16 protein-coding genes and 7 pseudogenes are annotated in these 23,031 nt (G+C 34.3%); 11 read left to right on the top strand and 12 right to left on the bottom strand.

Annotation, left to right across the window (positions count from 1 at the left end):
- Positions 1 to 135 precede the first annotated feature (135 nt).
- The 4 genes from ABLV90_RS03340 to ABLV90_RS03325 are packed head-to-tail and all read right to left on the bottom strand — an operon-like array spanning position 136 to position 3,792.
- Entirely contained in the window at positions 136 to 903 is a 768-nt protein-coding gene (locus ABLV90_RS03340; protein ID WP_427705897.1) for an SDR family NAD(P)-dependent oxidoreductase, read from the bottom strand.
- A 26-nt stretch (positions 904 to 929) separates the two neighbouring features.
- The gene (locus ABLV90_RS03335) at positions 930 to 1,634 is read right to left on the bottom strand and encodes a glutamine synthetase family protein (protein WP_460872149.1); all 705 of its coding nucleotides are present in this window, start codon (positions 1,632 to 1,634) and stop codon (positions 930 to 932) included.
- On the bottom strand, positions 1,624 to 2,331 hold the full coding sequence (locus ABLV90_RS03330) for a hypothetical protein (protein WP_460872148.1): 708 nt from the start codon (positions 2,329 to 2,331) through the stop codon (positions 1,624 to 1,626). Before ABLV90_RS03330 ends, ABLV90_RS03335 begins: the two co-directional genes overlap by 11 nt.
- Before the next feature lie 21 nt (positions 2,332 to 2,352).
- Complete coding sequence (locus ABLV90_RS03325; protein ID WP_460872147.1) at positions 2,353 to 3,792, bottom strand: NAD-dependent succinate-semialdehyde dehydrogenase; 1,440 nt, start codon at positions 3,790 to 3,792, stop codon at positions 2,353 to 2,355.
- Positions 3,793 to 4,016: 224 nt separating this feature from the next.
- Here ABLV90_RS03325 and ABLV90_RS03320 point away from each other — a divergent pair, with 224 nt between their 5' ends.
- Together ABLV90_RS03320 and ABLV90_RS03315 are read left to right on the top strand one after the other, a co-directional pair.
- Positions 4,017 to 4,340, top strand: a complete 324-nt coding sequence (locus tag ABLV90_RS03320) for a M20/M25/M40 family metallo-hydrolase (protein ID WP_460872146.1) — start codon at positions 4,017 to 4,019, stop codon at positions 4,338 to 4,340.
- Positions 4,333 to 5,088 (top strand): M20 family metallopeptidase, encoded by a 756-nt coding sequence (locus tag ABLV90_RS03315; RefSeq protein ID WP_460872145.1) that lies wholly within the window; start codon positions 4,333 to 4,335, stop codon positions 5,086 to 5,088. Before ABLV90_RS03320 ends, ABLV90_RS03315 begins: the two co-directional genes overlap by 8 nt.
- Positions 5,089 to 5,180: 92 nt before the next feature.
- On the opposite strand, the pseudogene ABLV90_RS03310 reads toward ABLV90_RS03315, so the two are convergent.
- Positions 5,181 to 6,708 (bottom strand): annotated as a pseudogene (locus tag ABLV90_RS03310) (DASS family sodium-coupled anion symporter).
- Between the two features lie 254 nt (positions 6,709 to 6,962).
- On the opposite strand from ABLV90_RS03310, the gene ABLV90_RS03305 reads away from it, so the two are divergent.
- Positions 6,963 to 7,472 (top strand): YfiT family bacillithiol transferase, encoded by a 510-nt coding sequence (locus ABLV90_RS03305; RefSeq protein WP_069832559.1) that lies wholly within the window; start codon positions 6,963 to 6,965, stop codon positions 7,470 to 7,472.
- Positions 7,473 to 7,937: 465 nt separating this feature from the next.
- A pseudogene (locus ABLV90_RS03300) lies at positions 7,938 to 8,613 on the top strand (transglycosylase family protein).
- Positions 8,614 to 9,005: 392 nt separating this feature from the next.
- On the opposite strand, the gene ABLV90_RS03295 reads toward ABLV90_RS03300, so the two are convergent.
- The gene (locus tag ABLV90_RS03295; RefSeq protein ID WP_427708214.1) at positions 9,006 to 9,674 is read right to left on the bottom strand and encodes an RluA family pseudouridine synthase; all 669 of its coding nucleotides are present in this window, start codon (positions 9,672 to 9,674) and stop codon (positions 9,006 to 9,008) included.
- A 511-nt stretch (positions 9,675 to 10,185) separates the two neighbouring features.
- Between ABLV90_RS03295 and ABLV90_RS03290 the strand changes: the two are divergent.
- The 3 genes and pseudogenes from ABLV90_RS03290 to ABLV90_RS03280 all read left to right on the top strand — a co-directional run bounded on the left by ABLV90_RS03290 (position 10,186) and on the right by ABLV90_RS03280 (position 12,280).
- Positions 10,186 to 10,897: pseudogene (locus ABLV90_RS03290) on the top strand (transglycosylase family protein).
- A 151-nt stretch (positions 10,898 to 11,048) separates the two neighbouring features.
- Positions 11,049 to 11,468 carry a hypothetical protein gene (locus ABLV90_RS03285; RefSeq protein WP_427705910.1) on the top strand — a complete coding sequence of 140 codons (420 nt, stop codon included), beginning with the start codon at positions 11,049 to 11,051 and terminating at the stop codon, positions 11,466 to 11,468.
- Between the two features lie 11 nt (positions 11,469 to 11,479).
- Entirely contained in the window at positions 11,480 to 12,280 is an 801-nt protein-coding gene (locus ABLV90_RS03280) for an HAD family hydrolase (protein WP_460872144.1), read from the top strand.
- Between the two features lie 44 nt (positions 12,281 to 12,324).
- On the opposite strand, the gene ABLV90_RS03275 is transcribed toward ABLV90_RS03280, so the two are convergent.
- Positions 12,325 to 13,278, bottom strand: coding sequence for a rhodanese-related sulfurtransferase (locus ABLV90_RS03275; RefSeq protein ID WP_460872143.1), 954 nt, complete (start codon positions 13,276 to 13,278; stop codon positions 12,325 to 12,327).
- A 355-nt stretch (positions 13,279 to 13,633) separates the two neighbouring features.
- Entirely contained in the window at positions 13,634 to 13,852 is a 219-nt protein-coding gene (locus ABLV90_RS03270; RefSeq protein WP_427705916.1) for a hypothetical protein, read from the bottom strand.
- Between the two features lie 153 nt (positions 13,853 to 14,005).
- Here ABLV90_RS03270 and ABLV90_RS03265 point away from each other — a divergent pair, with 153 nt between their 5' ends.
- Positions 14,006 to 14,476 carry a peptide-methionine (S)-S-oxide reductase gene (locus ABLV90_RS03265; protein WP_069818080.1) on the top strand — a complete coding sequence of 157 codons (471 nt, stop codon included), beginning with the start codon at positions 14,006 to 14,008 and terminating at the stop codon, positions 14,474 to 14,476.
- A 95-nt stretch (positions 14,477 to 14,571) separates the two neighbouring features.
- On the opposite strand, the pseudogene rbsK reads toward ABLV90_RS03265, so the two are convergent.
- The 4 genes and pseudogenes from rbsK to rbsR all read right to left on the bottom strand — a co-directional run bounded on the left by rbsK (position 14,572) and on the right by rbsR (position 18,029).
- Positions 14,572 to 15,487: pseudogene (gene rbsK / locus ABLV90_RS03260) on the bottom strand (ribokinase).
- Between the two features lie 20 nt (positions 15,488 to 15,507).
- Positions 15,508 to 15,912: a D-ribose pyranase gene (rbsD, locus tag ABLV90_RS03255; protein WP_427705920.1), complete on the bottom strand. Its 405-nt coding sequence runs from the start codon at positions 15,910 to 15,912 to the stop codon at positions 15,508 to 15,510.
- Positions 15,913 to 15,935: 23 nt separating this feature from the next.
- Positions 15,936 to 16,818 (bottom strand): annotated as a pseudogene (gene rbsU, locus ABLV90_RS03250) (ribose/proton symporter RbsU).
- A gap of 215 nt (positions 16,819 to 17,033) precedes the next feature.
- A complete protein-coding gene (gene rbsR, locus ABLV90_RS03245; RefSeq protein WP_460872142.1) occupies positions 17,034 to 18,029 on the bottom strand; it encodes a ribose utilization transcriptional repressor RbsR in 996 nt (331 codons plus the stop codon).
- A gap of 1,478 nt (positions 18,030 to 19,507) precedes the next feature.
- On the opposite strand from rbsR, the gene ABLV90_RS03240 reads away from it, so the two are divergent.
- The 3 genes and pseudogenes from ABLV90_RS03240 (at position 19,508) to ABLV90_RS03230 (ending at position 23,024) form a co-directional block, all read left to right on the top strand.
- Positions 19,508 to 20,620, top strand: a complete 1,113-nt coding sequence (locus ABLV90_RS03240; RefSeq protein ID WP_460872141.1) for a GntR family transcriptional regulator — start codon at positions 19,508 to 19,510, stop codon at positions 20,618 to 20,620.
- Between the two features lie 108 nt (positions 20,621 to 20,728).
- Positions 20,729 to 22,329: pseudogene (locus ABLV90_RS03235) on the top strand (xylulokinase).
- A gap of 1 nt (position 22,330) precedes the next feature.
- Positions 22,331 to 23,024, top strand: a pseudogene (locus tag ABLV90_RS03230) (L-ribulose-5-phosphate 4-epimerase).
- The last annotated feature ends 7 nt before the right edge of the window (positions 23,025 to 23,031 follow it).

Here is a 23,031-nt window from a genome sequence, read left to right as displayed (position 1 = left end):
TAACTATATATAATAGAAGAAACACGTCATGAAATTTATTTAGAACACAGTAAAAGGAAGCGGGAATATGAAATCAAAATGTAGAATTTGATTTCGTGTTCCTGCTTCCTTAAAGGCTGTTTCTATAGAGAGGTATTAGAAGTAGTTTGCAGTGATACCGCCGTCTACGTTCATGTTTGCACCGTTTGTCCAATCCGATTCATCTGACGCTAAGTATAACGCGGCGTTGACAATATCTTCTGGTTTGCCAAATCTTCCAGTAGGTTGTCTGTTTAATCTCGCATTTTTAGCTTCTTCATCTGCAACTAACCATTCCATTAATAAGGGTGTTTCAATCGGACCAGGGCTGATTGCATTTGTACGAATGCCTTTAGGACGGAATTGAATTGCTAATGATTTCGTTAAAGATACGACTGCACCTTTTGAAGCGGTGTACGCATCTTGAGGCACTGAACAACCCATTTCAGCAACAAATGAAGCTATATTAATGATAGATCCAGAGTTATTTTTTTCCATTTCTGGAATAACATATTTCGTCATAAAGAAAATACCTTTAACATTAATATTCATAACTAAGTCCCATACGTCTTCGCTTGTATTGACGACAGAGTTATCTGCTTCTGGCATGACACCAGCATTATTATATAGCACATCAATTTTTCCATAAGCTTCAACTGTATCGGCGACCGCATTTTTAACATTGGCTTCATTAGCAATATCCACTTTGAAAAAAGAAGCTTCTCCGCCATTATCTGTGATTGCCTTCACAGTCGCTTGACCGGCTTGTTCATCTCTTTCGAATACTGCGATTTTACCGCCTTCATTTGCAAACATTTGTGAAGCTACTTTACCCATGCCACCGCCGGCACCTGTAATAATACATACTTTGTCTTGTAATCTCATAATCGTTTTCCTCCTCAGTAGTATATTTAGCTTTGTTCAAAGTAACGCGAACGTTCCCAAGTTGTTACGAAAGAATCGAAGTCATTCTGTTCTGATTGTGCGGCTTCTAAATAATGATTCGCGACATCTTCACCAAGGACTTTTGTCACAACATCACTATTTTTCCAAGTTAAGATAGCCTCGTGTAACGATGATGGGATACGGTCGATATTATCTTGTTCATAAGCATTACCAACTAGTTCATCAGTAAGTTCGATTTTATTTTCTATACCATATAAACCAGCACCAATTAAAGCAGAGTAAGCTAAGTATGGATTCATATCTGCACCTGAAATACGTGATTCAAAGCGTAATGCATTTTGTTCTCCTACAACACGGTAGCCAGCAGAACGATTGTCTTGGCTCCATGCAATACTTACCGGTGCCCATGAGTTAGGCGCAAAACGTTTATAAGAGTTTACGTAAGGCGCAAACATTAATGAAAAATCTCTCGTAAATTTAATGATACCTGCTAAGAAATGTTTCATCGTTTCAGATTTTGGTTCTTCTGCGTCATCACCTGCATAGAAAGCATTCGTTTTCGTGCCTTTTTTCATCATACTTAAATGAATATGACCGCTTGAACCTGTCCATGCTTCGTAAGGTTTAGCCATGAATGTTACGGATTTATCATTTTGGATACAGATTTCTTTCATACCATGTTTGAACATAATATGTTGATCAGCAAGCATCTAAGGCGTCTGAGTATTTTAAGTTGATTTCGTGCTGTCCTTTATACGCTTCACCTTTTGAAGATTCGATAGTAATGCCCATTAAGTGCATTTGATTTCTAATTTCTTGATAAATTGGTTCATTCTTACTACCTTGCAATAAGTTATAATCTTCATTTAAGTGACCGGCAGCTTCTAAATTGTCGTATCCTTGTTTCGAAATATCTTCAAATGAATTATTGAATAAATAGAATTCAAGTTCACTTGCCATATGTGGTGACAAGCCTTGTGCTTCTGCTTTATCAATTTGTTGTTTTAGAATGTTACGTGGCGCAATCGCAATCGGTTCACTACCATCTACGGTATATACATCACAAAAGACCATCGCAGTGTGTTCTAACCACGGTACAACTTTTAACGTATTCAAGTCAGGTACGGCTAAGTAATCACCGTAACCTTTGTCCCAGTTCATAAATTCAAAATTATCGTTCGTATCCATTTCAAAGTTTGTACCTAACAAGTAGTTACAGAAATGTGTACCATCAGATATATCATTTTCTAAAATGAAATCACCCGTGATTCGTTTCCCCATCAAACGGCCTTGCATGTCACAAAAGCCCATGATAAGTGTATCGATATCATCAGATTTAACTAATTCAAGTAATTGTTCCTTTGTAATATCGCCAGTTACTTTTTTGCCTTTAATATTGTTATTCATATATGACAACCCCTTATTAGTTTATTTAAGTAAAGATAATGAAATATATTTCAATTCTAAGAACCCATCTAATCCAAAGTGACTGCCTTCACGACCCATTCCACTTTCTTTAATACCGCCAAATGGTGCTTGAGGGACACTTAATTGAGTACCGTTAACACCAATCATGCCAAATTCTAATTTTTCACTGATTTTATAAACCGTATTAATATTATTAGAAAAGAAGTAAGCGACTAAACCATATGGTGAAGCATTTGCAATATCAATCGCTTCATCTTCGTCGTCGAATGTAATGATTGGTGCGACAGGGCCAAATATTTCTTCCTGTGCAATAGCCATTGTTCGTTCAACTCCTGTTATGACAGTAGGTTGATAGAAAAGACTTGATGTAGAAATGTCAGCTTTATCTCCGCCAGTTTCAACTTGTGCACCTTGTTTTTTAGCATCTGCGACTAAGTGTTCAACTTTATCAATCGCTTTTTGATTAATGAGCGGTCCTACTTGCGTATCCTCTTGATCACCTGGGCCGACTTTGATGGTTTTTACACGGTCGATAATTTTCTGTGTCATCTCTGCTTTAACATCTTTGTGTACAAGTACAACGTTGATGCCATTGCACATTTGACCGCTATTTTCGAACTTGTTATCAACGATTGCGTCTGCGGCGTTATCTAAATCGGCATCGGGTAACACAATTGCTGGTGCATTGCCTCCGAGTTCGAGTGAGATGCGTTTGACTTGATCAGAAGCTTTGCTCATTAGCTTCTTGCCAATTGGCGTTGAACCTGTGAATGACATTTTTCTAACACGCTTGTCCTCAAATAGTTTGTCTGAAATGACTGAAGAACTACCAGTAACAATATTTGCGACTCCTTTATCAATGCCGGTTGCCATTAATTCATCGAAAATCGCAATTGCAATTCTTGGTGTTTCACTTGATGGTTTGACGATTACAGTACATCCAGCAGCTAATGCAGGTGCCACTTTACGTGCAACCATTGCGCCAGGGAAATTCCATGGTGTAATCAATCCACAAACGCCTACAGGTTGTTTCGTGACTGAAATGCGTTGATTCTCTGATGAAGGTGGAATGACTTCACCATAAATACGTTTCCCTTCTTCAGCAAACCAACGAATGAATTTAGCACAAACTCCGACTTCACCAAAAGCTTCTGCGTAAGGTTTGCCTTGTTCTTCACTCATAATCGTTGCGAGTGCTTCTTGTTTATTTAATAAATTGACTGCCCATTGTTCTAAATAACCTTGCCTTGTTTCAGCAGTATAATTCGACCATGTTTCAAAAGCAGTGGACGCACTATCAATTGCTTGTTGCACGATGTCCTCAGTTACACTTGGTACTTTGCCAATTGAGTTTCCATTTGTCGGGTTAACGACGGCGATGGTATTGTCTGTTTCAACTTTTTCACCGTTTACCCAGTTATAATTTAAATTACGTGTCATATAATCTCCCCTTAATACGCAAAAAGACGCCTATATACTCAATTTTTGTTAATTGAGATATAAGCGCCTTTGCTTAGTTGTTATTCACTTGGAAAAAACTAAAATCATATTATTGAAACCCTTTTCAATTTCGTGTTAACCAAATGTTACTAAAATTTTTAAATCTTGTCAATATTCAGATAATATACTATACTTTGCACAAATAAGCATAGGGGGTAGATTGAATGGGCAAAACGTTGGATTTATTACAAAAATTAATTACTTTTGATAGTTCTAATCAAGAAGTTGCAAATGAAACCATTGATTATTGTAAGCAGTGGTTAGAAGAACAGGGACTAAAACCTGAAATTATAACGAACAATGATTATAAGATGCTTATATGTAATGTAGGCGAAGGTAGTAAGCGACTCATTCTAAATGGACATGTTGATGTGGTGAGTGGTAAAGAAGCACAATTTGACCCTGAAATTCAAGATGGCAAAATTTATGGACGCGGTTCTGCTGATATGAAAGCAGTGCGTCGCTTCATTTATGGTTGCAATGACTGAACTTCAAGATGCTGATTTAGGTGATGCCGGCGTTCAACTTCAATTAGTTACAGACGAGGAAATTGGTGGCCATAATTGTTCTGCGTATTTAACTGACCAAGGCTATTTAGGTGATTTCGTGATTTGTGCTGAACCAACTCAAATTGGAATTGGCTATCAATCTAAAGGCCTTTTACAATTTGATGTTCAATTAAACGGTAAGTCAGCACATGGTAGTAGACCCTGGGAAGGTGACAATGCCATTATAAAAGCGTATGAAGTATACGAAAAAATAATTGATTTACCGTTTGCAAAACAATCTACAGATATTTTTGATGGCCCCTCAATCAATCTCGCTAAAATTTCTGGTGGTGAGGTTTATAACAAAGTACCAGATGCATGTACGCTTTCAATTGATATTCGTTATTTACCTAACCAAGATAAAGATGACATTCTAGAACAAATTAAAGGTGTTACAGATGATGAAATAGCTGTGCATATGTCAGGTCCTAGTGTGAAAAATGAAATTGACAATCCTTATATTCAACACCTTGTAAAAGAAATCAAATCTGTAACTGGCAATCAAGAAGCTAATATTTTTGGACAGCATGGCTTTGCAGATACAAGATACTTTTCAAGATTTGATGTGCCAACAATTGAATTCGGACCTTCTGGTGATGCGTGGCATGGAGATGGTGAATATGCCGTAGTAGACTCATTAGATCAATATAAAGATATCATTGTAGGTTTTGGAAAAACGTTTAATTAGAAACAGGCAAGTGGTTGAAATAGATATGAAAATATAAGCGAACGCTCAATTTTAATCATTGTGCGTTCGCTTTTTTAGATAACTAAAAGTGTTTAAATGAAACCTATCCATTGCCAGTAAGTAAAACTAAATAATACGATAAGTAAGTAACCAATAACGGTGATTGGAATACCTGTTTTCAAGAAATCTTTAACGGTAAATGTTTCTGTACCATATGCCAACATAGATTGTGGTGAACTAACAGGAAGTAAGAAGCCAAAGCTAATTACAAATTGTTGTATGAGCACAAAGGCCATAGACTGCGCTCCTAAATCTAATGTCATCGTGAGTGAAATAAACACTGGAATTAATGCAGATGCCAAGCTTGTGGCACTTGCAAAACCTAAATGAATTAATATATTAAACAAAGAAATTAAAGCAATCGTCATCACTAATGGATAGTGTTCAAGGCCAATCAGCCCAAAGGTTTGATCACTTAGCCATTGCGCAGCAGTTGTTTTTAATAACACATTACCCAAGGAGATACCCACACCAAATACAATAATCGTACCCCATGGAATGCGAGACTCAGCTTCTTTCCATGTCATAATACCAATTTTAGGGGTTAACATGATTGCTAGCGCTAATAAAATAATAGAAGATGAATCAATCGGATGTAGCACTTTTTCTGTAGACCAAAGTAAAAGTAATGCAATTGAAATAGCAATGAGACGCCATTCTTTAGCAGTGACAGGTCCCATTTCATGTAATTGTTTTTTGATCAGTTGTTTGCCTCCAGATATTTCGTGTACTTCTGGTGGCATTACTTTTAGCATAATGAAATAAAGTGCAATAGACATCAAGATAGACCACGGACCAACATAAAGAAACCATTGCCCCCATGAAATATCTATTCCTAATTGATCATTAATAAAATTGATGGCAACGATATTTTGAGCGGCTGCCGTTTTAATACCTACGTTCCAAATAGACACAGCTTGGACCGCCGTAATGACAAGTAAAGCGGCAAGTTTACTATTTTTAGAAATGCCAAAAGCAGTAACCATACCTAACAAAATAGGAATAACTGCCCCAGCGACGCGCAGTTGCTGAAGGTACAAAGAAAGCTAGAAAAATGGCAACAATAATTGTGCCAATAACGATGCGGTTGGTCTTATTACCTACCATAGAAAGAACGATGAGTGCGAGACGTTTATGTAGATTTGTAATTTGCATTGCAGTAGCTAAAAATAGTGCAGCAACTACTAGTGCAATAGCAGTAGATGAGAAGCCACTAAAAGCAAGCTTCAATGCGTTAGTCGTACCGAATAAGCTACTGCCTTCTAAAACTTTACCGCCTGTTTGTGGATTGCCTAGCGACTCAGTTAAATTTTGTACGGGGCTAAATCCTAAGAGCAAGATAATCAAACCGACAATCATCGCCGCAGATACAGGATAAGTGACTGCTTCAGTTACCCATAAGATAACGGCGAATATTAAGATAGCTAATGCACTTTTAGCCATGAAAGGTAAGGTATCTGGCGTTGGTAATACCATGATAACCACAAGCGCAATGACGCTAATGATTAACCAAAGCGGTTTAAATGTAGTGTTTTTCTTCTTAGTTGAATGCTGTTTCATCTTTAAAGTGCTCCTTTTCTTATTTTTTCAATTTTATAATATCAAATACCTAAAACGTGCTCACTATAATATTAAAAAGTTCATAAAAATGCCTTTAGTTAAGCAGAAAATAAAAAGAAGAGGATGAGAACCTACATTACAATGACTGAAAAGTTTGTGTGTATTTTATAAAATGTTTAATTATACAGAAACAGAGAATAATAATGATGTAGAGTAATGTGCGGGATTTAAATAAATGATAATAAGGTGATTAAATGGATGTAAGGTTTCCAATAGGAGAATTAGAAATACCAGATAAAGTAACATTAGATGATATTCAAAAATGGGCGAAAGAAATAGAAGGTTATACTGAACGCTTAAGAGAGACTGTAGATTCATTAGATGATGAAGCGTTGAATGCAAAGTATCGTGCGGGGAGTTGGACAGTGCGTCAACTTGTACATCATATTGCTGACTCTCAATTAAATATGTATCAGCGTTTGAAGTTAGCGCTCACAGATAATAATCCGACAGTACCAGCATTTATTCAAGATGAATGGGTGATGTTGCCGGATAACGACTTACCCATCGAAAGCTCGATTAAGATGCTAGAAGGTATGAACGAACGTATTGTAGCAATTGCTAACAATTTAAATGAAGATCAATTAGTACAAACATTTACGTTAAAAGATAGTGGCGAGATAACCGTAGCTGAAAAAGTTGCAAAATTATCTTGGCACGAAGAACATCACTTAGCGCATATTAAAATAGCACTATCTAAATAGTAGAATCTAGAAGGCCGTTCAAATTATGAAAATTTGAACGGTTTTTTTAATTTGTTATCTAATTGATTTGTATGATTTATATAGAACTACAGTAAAATAACTCTTAAAAAGACTGCAAGTAGGATTTTCAATAAATTGCAAATGGAAAAATAAGGTGGAATTGTACACAATTGACAAACAAATTACATAAATATTACGTGCTTATATTCTAAATTAATCTGTTTACAGACGTTCATCAAAGCTTTTCTTCACTTTTTAGTCATAATGAGTCACTTTTTCACTGTAATTTAGATGTAATGAACATACGTATATTTTAATTTGACTGTAACCTACAAACATTTTATGGATGTTATAGTATTATTTGTGAGTTGGTTGAAGCAGTAAATTATTTTTTAATTAAATAATTGAAATTCAACCGCATAAAATAAAAAATGAAAATTATCTTTCTGGGAGGATTTATTAATAATGAAAAAAACAGTAATCGCATCAACTTTAGCAGTAGGATTAGGCGTAACAGGAGCGAGCAGCAGGAAATTCAGCTGACGCTTCAGAACAAAACGTAGACCAAGCACAATTAGCGCAACAAGCTCAATCAAATCCAGAGCAATTAAATGAAGCACCTGTTCAAGATGGTTCATATGACATAGACTTTAATCATAACGGTACAGACTATAGCTTCGAATCAGATGGTACAAACTTTAGCTGGAGCTTTGGTGGAGGATCAACTGAAGCACCAGCTCAACAAGAAGCACCAGCTGAACAAGCAGCTGAGCCAGCACAACAATCAGCACCGGCTGAACCAGCTCAACAAGAAGCTCCAAAAACTGAAACAACTCAACAACCACAACAAGAATCTACTTCAAAAGAATCTAGCTCAAGTGAAGCTTCAAGTGGTTCATCAGTAAATGTTAACTCTCATTTACAAACAATTGCTCAACGTGAATCAGGTGGCGACATTACAGCTATCAATGCTTCATCAGGTGCGGCAGGTAAATACCAATTCCTACAAAGCACTTGGGATTCAGTAGCTCCAGCAGCATACCAAGGTGTATCTCCAGCAGAAGCACCTGAATCAGTACAAGATGCGGCAGCAGTTGAACTTTACAACACTGCGGGCGCTTCACAATGGGTTACTGCATAATTTAAACAGTAATTAATTATTTTAAATAAAGTATTCAAAACCTGCTTCTATAATATAGAGGCAGGTTTTTTGATTTAATAAATAATTTGAGATAAATAAAACAAGGGAGTGGGACAGAAATCTAATTTTTCTAATAAAATTTCGTCGTCCCACCCCGGCTCAGCTGACTAGAAAATGGAATACAAGAGCTGAAGCTCTTGCATAAGAACTACTTGTCTTCATAAATGAAGTAGTAGTATTATAAAAGATTGATATAAGCGCATTTTCAATTCAGTCAGCCACTGCCAATATAAAAAACTGAGGCTAAGACATGTGATATGTCCCAGCCTATTGTTTTTGTTATTAAAATATTTCCGAGGAAATGCAAGCGTAGTATGAATGCAATGCAAGTATTACAAATAACGTGACCAGATGCCTTCGCTTGGGATCGATTCTACAGATATAATTTCATCTTTAGTCGGATGTTTTACGCTAAGGTGCGATGCCCATAAAGCAATTTGTTGACCAGGTTTATTTATATGTTGTCCATATTTTTGGTCACCATATAATGGTAGGTTTTGATTCGCAAATTGCACTCTAATTTGATGTGAGCGTCCAGTTCGTAATTGTACTTCGACTAAACTTTTCTTTTCAGCATTATGAATCATCTTATAGTCTAAGATGGCTTGCTTTGCTTCTTTTTTTCTTGAATCTACCACATGTACGATGTTTTTATTCCGATCTTTCCAGAGATAATTTTTAAGTTCACCTTGTTTTTTTGCAGGTGCACCATGAACAACCGCTAAATATGTTCTATCAAAGTTTTGTTTTCTTAGTTCATTTGATAAGCGAGATGCGGCTTTAGATGTTTTGGCAAAAACCATAGCACCACCGACGGGTCTGTCGAGACGATGTACTAAACCAAGGTAAACCTTTTCTGGTTTATTATATTTTTCTTTAATGTAATCTTTTAACATAGATAATAAATCTTCATCTTTTGAGTCATCAGCCTGTACTGGTATATTAATAGGTTTTTCGACCATAAGTAAATGATTATCCTCATAAAGGACATTGATCAACATTGAACTCCTCCAAATCGATATAATGCTTTACATAGTTAGTACGCAATATTAAAAAATAATTAAAAATATATCAACATATTATATTATCATATTGTAGAATAAATTCAATGACATAAATATATTGTAGAAATAAAAAATAATGTATTTTAAATAACGTGAAATAAAAATAAATCGAAGTAAAAAGCAACTATATACTATTGGTGTAAAGATACACCGTTGTCACACTAATTACATAGAGATTACATAGAGGTAAAGCCAAGTATTCTATTTATGAACTATCATGAGAGGATTTTGGTTGAATTTTCTGGAAATTATTAAGATTTTTAGTGTAATGGGAGTGTAAAAAGTCGATTGTTTTTTTAACTTCACTGTAACCCACGGGCTATTTATAGATGTTACAGTAGGTCTTGTAAATTAATTGAGGAAAGTAAATCGTCTTAGCGATGATTGAAATTACGAATTAATTTTAAAACTATAAAATAGAAATTATCTCTTAGGAGGATTATTAATAATGAAAAAAACAGTAATTGCATCAACTTTAGCAGTAGGATTAGGCGTAACAGGAGCGAGCAGCAGGAAATTCAGCTGACGCTTCAGAACAAAACGTAGACCAAGCACAATTAGCGCAACAAGCTCAATCAAACTCTGAACAATTAAATCAAGCACCCGTACAAGAGGGTTCATATAATCATAACTTTACTCAAGATGGCGTAAATTATAACTTCCAATCAGATGGTACAAACTTTACTTGGAGCTATGGTGAAGGTTCAAATGGTTCATCAGAGCAAGCTTCAACTAATAGTGGTCAACAACAAGCTCAACCACAACAAGAGCAAGCACAACAAGCAACTGCTGAGCAACCAACTGAACAATCAGCTCCACAAACTGAAGAAACTCAACAACCACAACAAGAAGCGGCTTCAACTCAATCTTCAGAAAGTTCAAATGAGTCTAGCTCAAGTGAGGCTTCAAGTGGTTCATCTGTAGAAGTTAATGATCACTTAAAAGGAATTGCTGAACGTGAATCAGGTGGGGACCTTAAAGCTGTTAACCCTTCATCAGGTGCGGCAGGTAAATACCAATTCTTACAAAGTACTTGGGATTCAGTAGCACCTGAAGAATACCAAGGTCAATCACCAACTGAAGCTCCAGAATCAGTACAAGATCAAGCGACAATGGATCTTTACGAATCTGAAGGTGCTTCACAATGGGTTACTGCATAATATAAGCAGTAATGTCTAATTAAAATTAAATATAGTTAAGTGAATAAACTAATCCCTGTTTCTACACATGTAGAGGCAGGGATTTTTATATGTAAGTAAATTTATTTTAAAAGCTGATTAACTAGTGGGTGTAAGGGAATAACATGATATTATGAAAAAACTTTTAGCACATTTAATCATAGCTTTGACGTTAGCAATTATATTATTTTTGACTACTTTATTATTCGATTTATTTAAATCGATGCACTTAACGGCATTATTACTGAATATAGATTTTTTAATAGATGACAATGCTTCAAATGTTATTTTGGAATTTCTAATTCATGTAGGTATTACAATTTCACTTTATGCTTCACTCTATTTTATTTATAAAAAGTGGGGAAATTATTATTATATGGCATTAATTTGTGCCATGATTTCATTTTTAGCACTGTATCCATTATTAATTTATATGGCAGTTAGCCCAATTTTTCAATTTCATTATACAGGTTATATCTGTTGGACTATTGCACATATAATATTTTTAGTTTGCACGCATAAAGGAATTAAATTTATGGAGAGCAAGCTTTAAAATTCATAATTTTGTTAAAAAGTTATCATAGTAAAAGTGAAAATGCGGTTTATAATTATTATGTAACGACGTTAATTACTCTTAAGGAGGGGTTTTTAATTAAAAATGCAGAATTAGTATTATTTGATTTAGATAATACTTTATTTCCTTTCAATGATTTATGGTTAATTGCGAATAAACAAATTTTCAACCATTCATCATATGCAGAAGATATTGCATATGATGAATTCCTGAAAATTTATACTTATTACGATAAAAAATTTTGGTCGGAACATAGTCGTGGAGAGATAACTTTAGATGAACTTAGGCAACTACGATTAATTGAAAGCTTAAAATATTTTAAGAAAAATATTACAACGAAAGAAGCTCATGAATATTTCTTAGCATTTTTTGACATTATTATTCAACATATTAAACCTAATATAATATTAAATGATCACCTTAATAAATTAAAAAAATGGGTGAATATAGGTATATTAACTAACGGGAAAAATTTAGAACAAATGACTAAGATAGCGCGTTTAGAATTAAATAAGGTTTTTGAAAGTAATATATTTATATCTGAAGATATTGGAAGTGAAAATCCTGATAGTGTCGCTTTTTTAAAAGTGACTCATATGCTAAATATCAAACCTGAACATACAATATTTGTAGGAGATTCTTGGGAAAATGATGTTTCTGGTTCACTTAATGTAGGCATGAAACCAATTTGGTTTAATGGTGACAAAAATATAATTGACAAAAATATAGAAGTTATTAATAGTAGTATTGAAGGGTTAGTAGAAAGTTTGATAACACGAGTGAAACGATAAATAAAACACTGTTATGCATCATGCATAACAGTGTTTTATATTATTTATTGGCTTACAAGATTTTTGAAGTTTTCCAAGCGTGTCGCTTTTTCTTCTTCGCTAATGTCATGTTTTTTTACATAACGATTATTTTCGTGAGTTGCACATTCGTATGTACAAGCACCTAAATAACGTTCTTCATTTTCTTCAGAAACAAGAATTTGTTTGTTACATTCTGGATTGCTACAGTTGATATAACGTTCGCATGGCGTACCATCGAACCATTCTTTGCCCACAACTGTTTTATCTACTTGGTTAACTTCTACACTAATACGTTCATCAAAGACATACATTTTACCGTCCCATAATTCACCTTTTACTTCCGGATCTTTACCATAAGTAGCAATGCCGCCTTCAAGTTGACCAACATCCTCAAAGCCTTCTTTTAATAAGTAACCAGAGAATTTTTCACAGCGGATACCGCCAGTACAATAAGTGACAATTTTTTTGTCCATGAATTGCTCTTTATTTTCTTTAATCCAATCAGGGAGGTCTCTAAATCTCGTGATATCAGGGCGAACCGAACCACGGAAATGACCTAAATCGTATTCGTAATCATTTCTTGCATCAATGACTACAGTATCATCAGCTAATAAAGCTTCTCTAAATTCTTGTGGTGATAAGTAATTTCCTGTTAATTCTCTTGGGTCAACGTCATCTTCTAAATCTAGTGCAACAATTTCTTCTCTTGGACGTACATGCATTTTTTTGAAAGCATGTCCTTCAGCTTCATCAACTTTAAAAGTAATCCCTTTAAATCTTTCATCTGATTTCAACTGTTCCATATATTTATCAGTAGCTTCGACTGTTCCAGATACAGTACCATTGATACCTTCTGTAGATACTAAAATACGACCCTTAAGTTCTAAATCCTTACAAAATTCTAAATGCTCCGTGGCAAAAGTTTCGGGGTCATCAAGTGTTGTATATTTATAATACAATAATACTCTATAATCCATAATTCGATTCTCCTCTAATCTATTCTTTTCATTATTATTAATATAAAATTTATGGTTGAAGTGGTTGGTTGTGTTGAAGCAGTGTGATGCTTCATTTATAATTTACTTACTCATTATTTCGAGTAAAAGAACAAAATTCTCCTTATTGCATTATAACAAAAAAAGGATAATATTCAATTTATTAATTTAAATTAGTGCAATATTTTTATTATATATGAAAAGTACATTCTAAGAAATAGAAAAGTAAATATGCTCTTCTCAAAGCCGTCACTTTAAAAGTGATAACCATGAAAAGAGCATAGGTGTATAGCATTTATTTTATACTTCTTAAAATTTAGAAGTAGCTATGATGAACTTATTTCTTTTTGTTTGTGCAAACAAGTGCGACCACTAAGCCAATTGTACTTATAGCAAAAATGATGTTCATAATTGCTAAAGTTTCGATGATTACGACGTCTTTGCCTAATCTTTCAAAGGCATTTTGCTGCATTTCTTTTTCAGAGCTTAAATCGCTTTGTGATCTTGAAGGTTTTTCTTCGATATCTTCTAACATTCTTTCTTCAACTTTAGGCATGTAATTCCTCCTTGTGTACTACTTTAATGTTTTCCCTTTTGACAAAAAATCAATCATATACCTTTGAAAGCGCTAAACTATAAGTAATTGCAAATAGATGTGGTTATTACTATACTGAATTGATAATTGTTAGTAGAAAAAGGAGAGATGTAAATGGAAACGGTATACTTGGCAGGCGGATGTCTATGGGGTGTACAAGCCTTTGTTAAAACTTTGCCTGGCGTCGCAGATACAGAAGGCGGTAGGGCAAACGGTATTACAGATACACTCGATGGAGAATATGATGGTTATGTAGAAGTCATTAAGACAACATTTGATCCAGAAAAAGTAACAGTTACAGACTTAATGGGATACCTATTTGAAATTATTGATCCTTATAGTGTAAACAAGCAAGGTGAAGATGTTGGCTTAAGATATAGAACAGGATTATACAGCGAAGACGCCAAACATTTAAAAGAGGCGCAAGCGTTTATAGACGCAATTGAAGACCATCATCTGATTGCAACAGAAGTATTACCACTGACAAATTACGTGAAAAGTGCAGAAGAAAATCAAGATAGACTAACAAGATTCCCTGATGATTACTGTCATCTTCCTAAAGCACTTGTAAATAAATATAAATAAATGAACAAGGCGGCTCTCAGAATAATGAGAACCGCCTTTATTTATGTGCAATGATTATGAACTATCTGATGATGCATAAAATAAGTAGTATATCTTTAAGCTTTCAATACATCTTGTTCTAATGGAATTGATTTTTGAGCGCCTTCAACTTGGACTGTAAGCGAAGCCGCTTTATTTGCGTAAGTAATACTTTCTTCTATATTAAAGTCTGTCATATTGAGACGACTTGCTAGTGCACCGATAAAAGTATCACCTGCTGCTGTTGTATCAACTGCTTTCACTTTAAACGAAGGTATTAAACCAGCAGAATTTGCTGTTGCGTAATAAGTCCCTTGCTCGCCAAGTGTGATAATGACAACTTTCATACCTAAAGATAAAAAGTATTCTGCGTTTTGATGCATTGATGAACGATCTGTAACTGGGATACCACTTAATAATTCAGCTTCTGTTTCGTTTGGCACAATAATATCAGTTAAAGTAAGTAAATCCTTAGACAATTCACTTGCTCGGAGCTGGATTTAAAATGGTAGTGACATTGTTTTCACGAGCAATTTTAAAAGCACTAATAATCGCAGGTACAGGCACTTCAAGTTGAGCAATAATGTAATCTGCTTCTGCAATCGCATCAGCTGCTTTATTTACATCTGTGTCATTTAATTCCATATTTGCGCCACCATAAACTAAAATTGTATTCTGTCCATTAGCATCAATTGTTATGAATGCTTGACCTGTTTGAGCAGTATCTGTTGTCATGATGTAGTCTGTATTAATATGCGCTTGTTCAAAATCTTCTAACATGAAATCTGCATCGTCTTCAGTTCCAATCTTAGAAATAAAAGTTGTTTGGGCATTTGAGCGTGCAGTTGCAAGTGCTTGATTTGCGCCTTTACCGCCACCATAAATTTTTTGAGCATTTTGAAGATGTAACGTTTCTCCCGGTTTAACAAAACGATCTACGTTTAAAATTTTATCTACATTGGTAGAACCAATAATTACAACTTTATTTGTCATAGTATATTCTCCTTTTTTCTTTAAAATGTCACGTTAGATTCAAGTGCAATATTTGAAAATGGTGTCGTTTCCCCTGTACGAATATTAGCTTTTGTTAGTGAATGATTTAAATTTTGTTTCATTTCTACGTGTGGAATAAATGAAATTTCTACATTGTCACCAATTAATGATTTGATTTGTTTAAGTTGGTCAGCGTTTTGCGTTTTAATTTCTTCTGCAAGAAATATTTTTTGAACTTCAACTTCGGATAACACGTTTTCTAAAACATCGATAAAACGTGGTAAATCTTTAGTAATCGCTAAATCAATTCGACGTTCGTCATTTGGAATCGGCATGCCCGCATCATTAATTGTTATTACATCAAAATGCCCCAATGTTGCAATTGCATGTGATACATGACTATTTAATACCTTTGTTTTTTTCATAATTAAATCTCCCATCTTATACTTTATTTAATAAATACTGTAACTGCTCGCTGCTATTAATATGATTACAAGTCCAATAATAGTAACGATAAGTTCTTTTGGTGTTTTTCTCTGATTCAAGAAATAAATACCTGTTAACGTAGCTAACACTACTGATGTTTGTGACAGTATAAATCCTGTCGCTAAACCATTCATATCTGACTGTGCAGAAATTAAGTATGTTAATGCACCAAATGCAAAGAATAATCCTGAAATAATTTGTTTCCAGCTGACTTTCTCTAAGAAAGCATTGCCTTGTTTCATATTCATAAATGCATAAATGACTGCGGCAAGCACCATACCCATTGCTTGTGGTAAGAATGCTTCCATGCCACTGATATTAGTTGCTTGAGGTGCTGCAGAGTAGGCCCAATAACCTATTTCACCTATAAGTAGTAAAATAACTGCATTTCTTAATTTTTTATTATGCTGTTGTCCTGATTTTTCACTCCAAACTGTCATATATGCACCAATGAGTACAACAAGTAGAGCGACGAATCCGATAATTTTATTTGTTACTCCTGGCCAATCACCTAATGCGAAAACGCCCCACAGGGATGCACCTAAAAGTTGAAACGCTGTTGTGATTGGCATAGCTCTAGAAGAACCGACTAGACCAAATGCTTTAAAAGTAATTATTTGTCCAAAGCCCCAACCAACACCTGAGATTAATGAAAATATAAGGTTCATTCCTGTTGGGAAATCGACACCTTGAATGAATGCGAAACATAATGCGAAAATCAATGTTCCTACTGTTGCACCAAATATTTGGTTAACTGGTCGACCACCAAATTTAGATGCGATGGTAGGGAATAGCCCCCAACCCAGTAATGGTCCAAGACCAATTAAAATTGCTATAATATCCATAAGACACCTCTATATATATTTATGTAGTGATAATTTTTAGGTAAAACGATTTAGTAAAACGTTTTACTACGTCATAATAACACCAATTTCTATTTTTGTACACGCTTTCATTCATGCAAAAAAATATAAGACCTAAATGATAAACTGAAAATTGATTACTGCTAACTCGAATTAAGCATCAATGACATATCATTTGGTCTTATATTATGTGTGTTTTATTTTTTTAAATATTGCGTTGTTTCTCTAATAATTAACTCATTATGTAAAGCAACATTATGTAAAGTTGCATCATTTTGTTTTAGCTTATGCGTGATTAAAGCTAATGCTGACTCGCCTATTTCTTTAATTGGCTGTGCAACTGTTGTAAGGGCAGGAACAAGATACTTTGCAATGTCTATATCATCAAATCCAATTACTGAAATATCGTGTGGCACGCGAACCCCTTTATCAGCGAGACCACGCATAATACCAATAGCCATCTCATCATTCGTTGCAAAAATAGCACTGGATTTGGATTTTATAATCTCATCGATGACTGCAAATCCACCTTCTTTATTTAAAAGGGTTTCGATAATTATAGGCGATGGTATCTCATGCATTTCACAATATTTGATGAAACCATCTGTTCTTGCTTTCATATTACTCGTTAAATTATAAGGTTGAATGATTGAAATGTGCGTGTGGCCGTAATCAATAAGATGTGCGGCCGCAAGTTCACCACCATTGCGTTCATTTGTTTTTACGATATCCGTAAATCCATGGTCATCACTTTGATCTAGTACGATATATGGAATGTTATGATTTAATAAATATTGATTTAAACGAGACGGGTTTTTAATCATCTGCGCAATAATCAGACCATCCATGCCTCGTTCGACAAGATGCATAATACCTTCTTCGATTTTATCTTCCTTTGTGGTTAAGAAGAATAGATCGACATCATCTGGTTTATGATCATCCATAGTTTGCATCATCGTGGAAAAGAATGGATTAGTTAAATTTGGTAATAGCACACCGATTAATTTTGTATTGCTACCACGTAATTGTTGCGCATTTTTATTAGGGAAGTAGCCTAATCGCTCTTTAGCGACAATGACTTTGTTTACTGTTTCCTCTGAAAAACGGTTACTTTTTTTATTTAAAATTTGCGAGACCGTAGTCAAAGACACGTCTGTTGCTTTAGCTACATCTTTGATAGAAACTTTTTTCATCCAAGTTCACTCCTTATACAATCTATCCATTTAATATAATAAGTAATATTTTTATTAATTATAGCGTACCATGTACAAAGTAAAATGTATCAATTTCTTATTAATAAAATGAAAACGTTTTATATTTTGAGGTGAATTTTTCAAAAAGTGAAGAAAAGATAGGAGTGAAGCAGATCGTGTAGTAAAATATTTTTACAGACAAGTTGGAATAAAGGTGGCTAATCTCATTGAAAATGGGGTGATACCTATGGTTTTGGTCTCTACTCCAAGAAAGAATAGAATATGACTGATTATGAAATCATAATGGTTGTGTTAACAATCATTGGACTCATATTAGTTTGTAATAACCAAAAAAAATAACGTTCCAACTTTAGGCAGATAAATGTTGGGACGTTGTTTTCACTTTGTCTAGCCACCGTCTTTTTAACGGGTCTGTGAGGGAGGTATGTTAGCGCATATCTCCTTCTTAATTTTAATATAACAACGGTTAATTCATAAGTCAAAACATTTTATTATATTTTTAAAAGCTTACATAGAGACGTTTTAAGACTTCGTTAGAATAATTCATATAGGGATAGCTAAATTTTTCAAAAAGTGAAGAAAAGATAGGAGTGAAGCAGTTCATGTAGTAAAATATTTTTACAGACAAGTTGGAATAAAGGTGGCTAATCTCATAAAAAATGGGGTGATGCCTATGATTTTGGTCTCTCCTCCTAGAAAGGATAGAAGATGACTGATTATGAAATCTTAATGGTTATATTAACAATCATTGGACTCATATTAGTTTGTAATAGCCAAAAAAAATAACGTTCCAACTTTAGGCTAATAAGTGTTGGAACGTTGTTTTCAACTAAAAAGCCACCGTATTTTAACGGGTCTGTGAAGGAGGTATGTTAGCGCATATCTCCTTCTTAATTTTAATATAACAACGGTTAATTCATAAGTCAAAAGATTTTATTATATATTTTAATTCTCACATGGAGGGTTTTGTAGAGGGACCAGAGCCTTTAAAACACTATTTTATTTTTACTCATAAAAAGGGGATAAATGACTGATTATGAAATCTTAATGGTTGTGTTAACAATCATTGGACTCATATTAGTTTGTAATAGCCAAAAAAATAACCTTCCAACTTTGGACAAGTTAAGGTTATTTTAACCAAAAGCCACCGTCTTTTTAACGGGTCTGTGAGGGAGGTATGTTCACGCATATCTCCTTCTTAATTTTAATATAACAACAGTTAATTCATAAGTCAAAAGATTTTAGTGAGTGAGGTTTCAATGGTGTTACAGTAGTTTTTAAAGAGAGAATGTAGTATAAAATACGACGTTTAAATAAGTATGTAAATGCTTAAGATTATATGATGAATTTAGCGTTGAAATTCAATTTTTCTTAAAATTTGATTCATTGAATAAATATGACGTATGCTATAATATGCGGTATTAAGACAAATTGGTGAGACTAGGAGATTTTCGATTATGAATAAGCCAAAATATCAAATTGTAGCGGACGAAATTAAAGAAAAAATAATTAACAAAAGCTATCAAGTTGGAATGCTCTTACCTACAGAAAAGCAATTTCAGGATAGATATAATTTAAGTCGCTATACAATCAGACAAGCAATGGATTTATTAGTCAAAGAAGGATACATTAAAAAGAAAAAAGGTTCTGGATCATATGTGAGTTACAATTACTTAAATACAAATCAGAACAATGAAACTAAAAAAATAGGCGTAATCGTGACTTACTTATCGGATTATATTTTCCCGAGTATTATTCGAGGCATTGAGAATGTATTAAAAAAACATGGCTATTCTTTAATATTAGCAAGTACGAATAATAATCATGAGGAAGAACGTAAATGTTTAGAGATGATGCTGAATCAAGGTGTGACGGGACTTATTATAGAACCTACTAAGAGTAATGTCTATAACCCGAACTTGTCCTATTATTCATTATTCAAACAGCGAGATATTCCGATTTTAATGATTAATGCTAAGTATGATGAGTTGAATTTACCTTATATCGCAATCGATGATGTGAAATCTGGCTATTTAGCAACAAAATATTTAATAGATCAAGGACATGAAAATATTGCTTTAATCACAAAAATAGACGATAACCAAGGTAAATTAAGAATGAAGGGTTATTTTAATGCTTTTGAAAGTAATCATATTCTTTTTAAAGGTGAACATATTTATACATTCGATACCGAAAGTAAGCCACAAGTCATCGAACAAATTGTTCAGCATGTTTGTGATAAAAAGATTAATATCACTGGCTTAGTTTGTTATAACGATGAAATTGCTTACGAGATTATCCAAAGATTGAAACAGCGAAACGTGCAGATACCAAACGATTTATCTGTGGTTGGCGAAGATAACTCAGTACTAAGTAAATTGAGTGAGATGGATTTGACTACAACGTCACATCCCCAAGAATTACTTGGTAGAAAAGCAGCAGAATGGATGATTAACGCGATAGATACAGAAAAAAACCAAACGTCACAACTTATCGATACATATATTATCGAACGTAATTCTGTAAAAAAATATAAAAACAGGCTCAAATCAATCACGCTATTGGTTTGAGTCTTTTTATTCCTAGAAACATGTACGGACATAAAATAATAAATGTTGACATGTACGGACAAATATTATAAAGTATACTTGAAAACGGTTTCAATAGGAGTGTTGGAAATGGATGGTTTGAAGAAAGCATTAAGTAGTGAAGATATATCGATTGGTATTGAACTTGGTTCTACAAGAATTAAAACCGTAGCAATTGATCAGCATTTGAATACAGTAGCATCTGGACATTTTGAATGGGAAAACCAATTCGTAGATGGATATTGGACATATTCAATTAATGATATCTGGGTCGGTTTACAGAAAAGTTATAATGCAATGACAACAGAAATGAAAGAAAAACATAATTTAACATTAAAACAAGTGAAGTCGATTGGTATCAGCGGTATGATGCATGGTTATCTAGCGTTTGATCATAATGAAGATTTACTTGTACCATTTAGAACTTGGAGAAATGGTAATACAGCAAAGGCAGCTACGTTACTTAGCGAAGCGTTTCAATTTAATATTCCAGAACGTTGGAGTATTGCGCATGTATATCAAGCCATATTAGATAAAGAAGCCCATGTGAATCAAATTGAATATTTAACAACGTTAGCTGGATATGTACATTGGTACTTAACTGGTGAAAAGGTTGTCGGTATTGGCGAGGCTTCAGGCATGTTCCCAATAGATGTTAACAACAAAACGTATAGATCAGATTTATTAAATACAGCTAATGACTTATTTGAAAGTAAAGGATTTGCAAAGTCAGTAGAAACTATATTACCTGAAATTAAATTGGCAGGTGAAAATGGTGGTCGTCTTACAAGTGATGGTGCAACATTATTAGATCCTTCAGGAAATCTTGAAGCTGGTAGCGTGATGTGCCCTCCAGAAGGTGATGCTTGGTACTGGTATGGTAGCAACGAATACAGTAGCGCAGAATACAGGTAATATATCAGCCGGTACTAGTGCGTTTGCAATGGTTGTATTATCTGATGCATTAAAAGGTATGTACCCGGAAATTGATGTAGTAACAACGCCCGATGGTAGTGAAGTAGCAATGATTCACACCAATAACTGTACTTCTGATATTAATGATTGGATGAACATATTTGGCGAAGTATTAAGTGTCATGGGTGTTGATTTTTCATCAGATGAGTTGTACGGACAAATATTCGAGCGTTCATTGGAAAGTGATGACAACATTGGTGGCTTACTTTCATACAACTATGTTTCAGGCGAAAACATAACAGACGTAGAGACAGGTTATCCATTATTTGTACGTGAACCAAACTATAATTTCAATTTAGCTAATTTTATGAAAATGCATTTATATAGTGCATTCAGTACTTTGAAAATTGGAATGGATTTATTGAAAAATAATGAATCGATTAACATAGATAAATTAATAGCACATGGCGGTATTTTTAAAACGAAAGGTGTCGCACAGCAAGTATTATCATCAGCACTTGAAAATAAAATTACCGTAATGGATACGGCAAGTGAAGGTGGCGCTTGGGGTGTCAGTGTTTTAGCTTACTATAGCGCACAAGAATCTCAACAACCTTTAGCTACATTTTTAAATGAAGTTGTATTTTTAAACACAGAAGAAGTAACAGTGGAGCCAAGCAGAACAAGAAGTGATTAACTTTAATAACTATGTAGAAAAAGTTAAAAAAGGTTTACCTATAGAACAATCGATAGCTAAGTATTTAGGAGGCAAATAACATGTTAGAAGCGTTAAAAGCTGAAGTTTATAAAGCAAATTTAGAGTTGCCAAACCGAGGATTGATTAAATATACATGGGGTAACGTGAGTGCCTTTGATGCAGAATCACAATTATTTGTTATCAAGCCGAGTGGCGTAGATTACGATGTCATGAAACCAGAAGATATGGTGGTTTGTAATTTAGATTGTGAAGTGGTTGAAGGAGATTTAAAACCTTCTTCAGACATGCCAACGCATGCTGTCCTTTATAAAGAATTTGGTGATATTGGCAGTGTTGTACATACGCATTCACCATGGGCAACAACGTGGGCGCAATCAGGATTAAACGTGCCGGCTATGGGAACAACACATGCTGATACATTCTACGGCGAAATTCCGTGTGCTAGATTTTTAACGACTGAAGAAATCAATAAAGATTATGAGTATGAAACAGGCAATGTCATTGTTGAAACATTTAAAGAAAAAAATATTAACCCACATGAAGTACCTGCAGTATTATTGCATGGTCATGCACCATTTATTTGGGGGGAATTGCGAAAAAGCTGTGATGAACGCAGTAGTGTTAGAAGAAGTATGTAAGATGAATATCTTCACAAGACAATTAAATCCATTCGCAGAAACATTACCTAAAGCAGTACTTGATAAACACTTTGAAAGAAAACACGGCGCTAATGCCTATTACGGACAAAACTAAGGAGGAA

The sequence above is a fragment of the Staphylococcus sp. 2S1 genome (assembly GCF_046721335.1).
GTDB lineage: Bacteria > Bacillota > Bacilli > Staphylococcales > Staphylococcaceae > Staphylococcus > Staphylococcus equorum_A.
The sequence above is the reverse complement of the archived record's forward strand: the minus strand, read 5'-3'. Positions and strand labels throughout refer to the sequence as shown.

Coding starts and splice junctions, on each gene's coding strand:
- ABLV90_RS03330 (WP_460872148.1), bottom strand. CDS start 2,331: ATGAATAACAATATTAAAGGCAAAAAAGTAACTGGCGATATTACAAAG.
- ABLV90_RS03320 (WP_460872146.1), top strand. CDS start 4,017: ATGGGCAAAACGTTGGATTTATTACAAAAATTAATTACTTTTGATAGT.
- ABLV90_RS03295 (WP_427708214.1), bottom strand. CDS start 9,674: ATGTTGATCAATGTCCTTTATGAGGATAATCATTTACTTATGGTCGAA.
- ABLV90_RS03340 (WP_427705897.1), bottom strand. CDS start 903: ATGAGATTACAAGACAAAGTATGTATTATTACAGGTGCCGGCGGTGGC.
- ABLV90_RS03270 (WP_427705916.1), bottom strand. CDS start 13,852: ATGCCTAAAGTTGAAGAAAGAATGTTAGAAGATATCGAAGAAAAACCT.
- ABLV90_RS03305 (WP_069832559.1), top strand. CDS start 6,963: ATGGATGTAAGGTTTCCAATAGGAGAATTAGAAATACCAGATAAAGTA.
- ABLV90_RS03315 (WP_460872145.1), top strand. CDS start 4,333: ATGACTGAACTTCAAGATGCTGATTTAGGTGATGCCGGCGTTCAACTT.
- ABLV90_RS03325 (WP_460872147.1), bottom strand. CDS start 3,792: ATGACACGTAATTTAAATTATAACTGGGTAAACGGTGAAAAAGTTGAA.
- ABLV90_RS03240 (WP_460872141.1), top strand. CDS start 19,508: ATGAATAAGCCAAAATATCAAATTGTAGCGGACGAAATTAAAGAAAAA.
- ABLV90_RS03275 (WP_460872143.1), bottom strand. CDS start 13,278: ATGGATTATAGAGTATTATTGTATTATAAATATACAACACTTGATGAC.
- rbsR (WP_460872142.1), bottom strand. CDS start 18,029: ATGAAAAAAGTTTCTATCAAAGATGTAGCTAAAGCAACAGACGTGTCT.
- ABLV90_RS03265 (WP_069818080.1), top strand. CDS start 14,006: ATGGAAACGGTATACTTGGCAGGCGGATGTCTATGGGGTGTACAAGCC.
- ABLV90_RS03285 (WP_427705910.1), top strand. CDS start 11,049: ATGAAAAAACTTTTAGCACATTTAATCATAGCTTTGACGTTAGCAATT.
- ABLV90_RS03335 (WP_460872149.1), bottom strand. CDS start 1,634: ATGCTTGCTGATCAACATATTATGTTCAAACATGGTATGAAAGAAATC.
- rbsD (WP_427705920.1), bottom strand. CDS start 15,912: ATGAAAAAAACAAAGGTATTAAATAGTCATGTATCACATGCAATTGCA.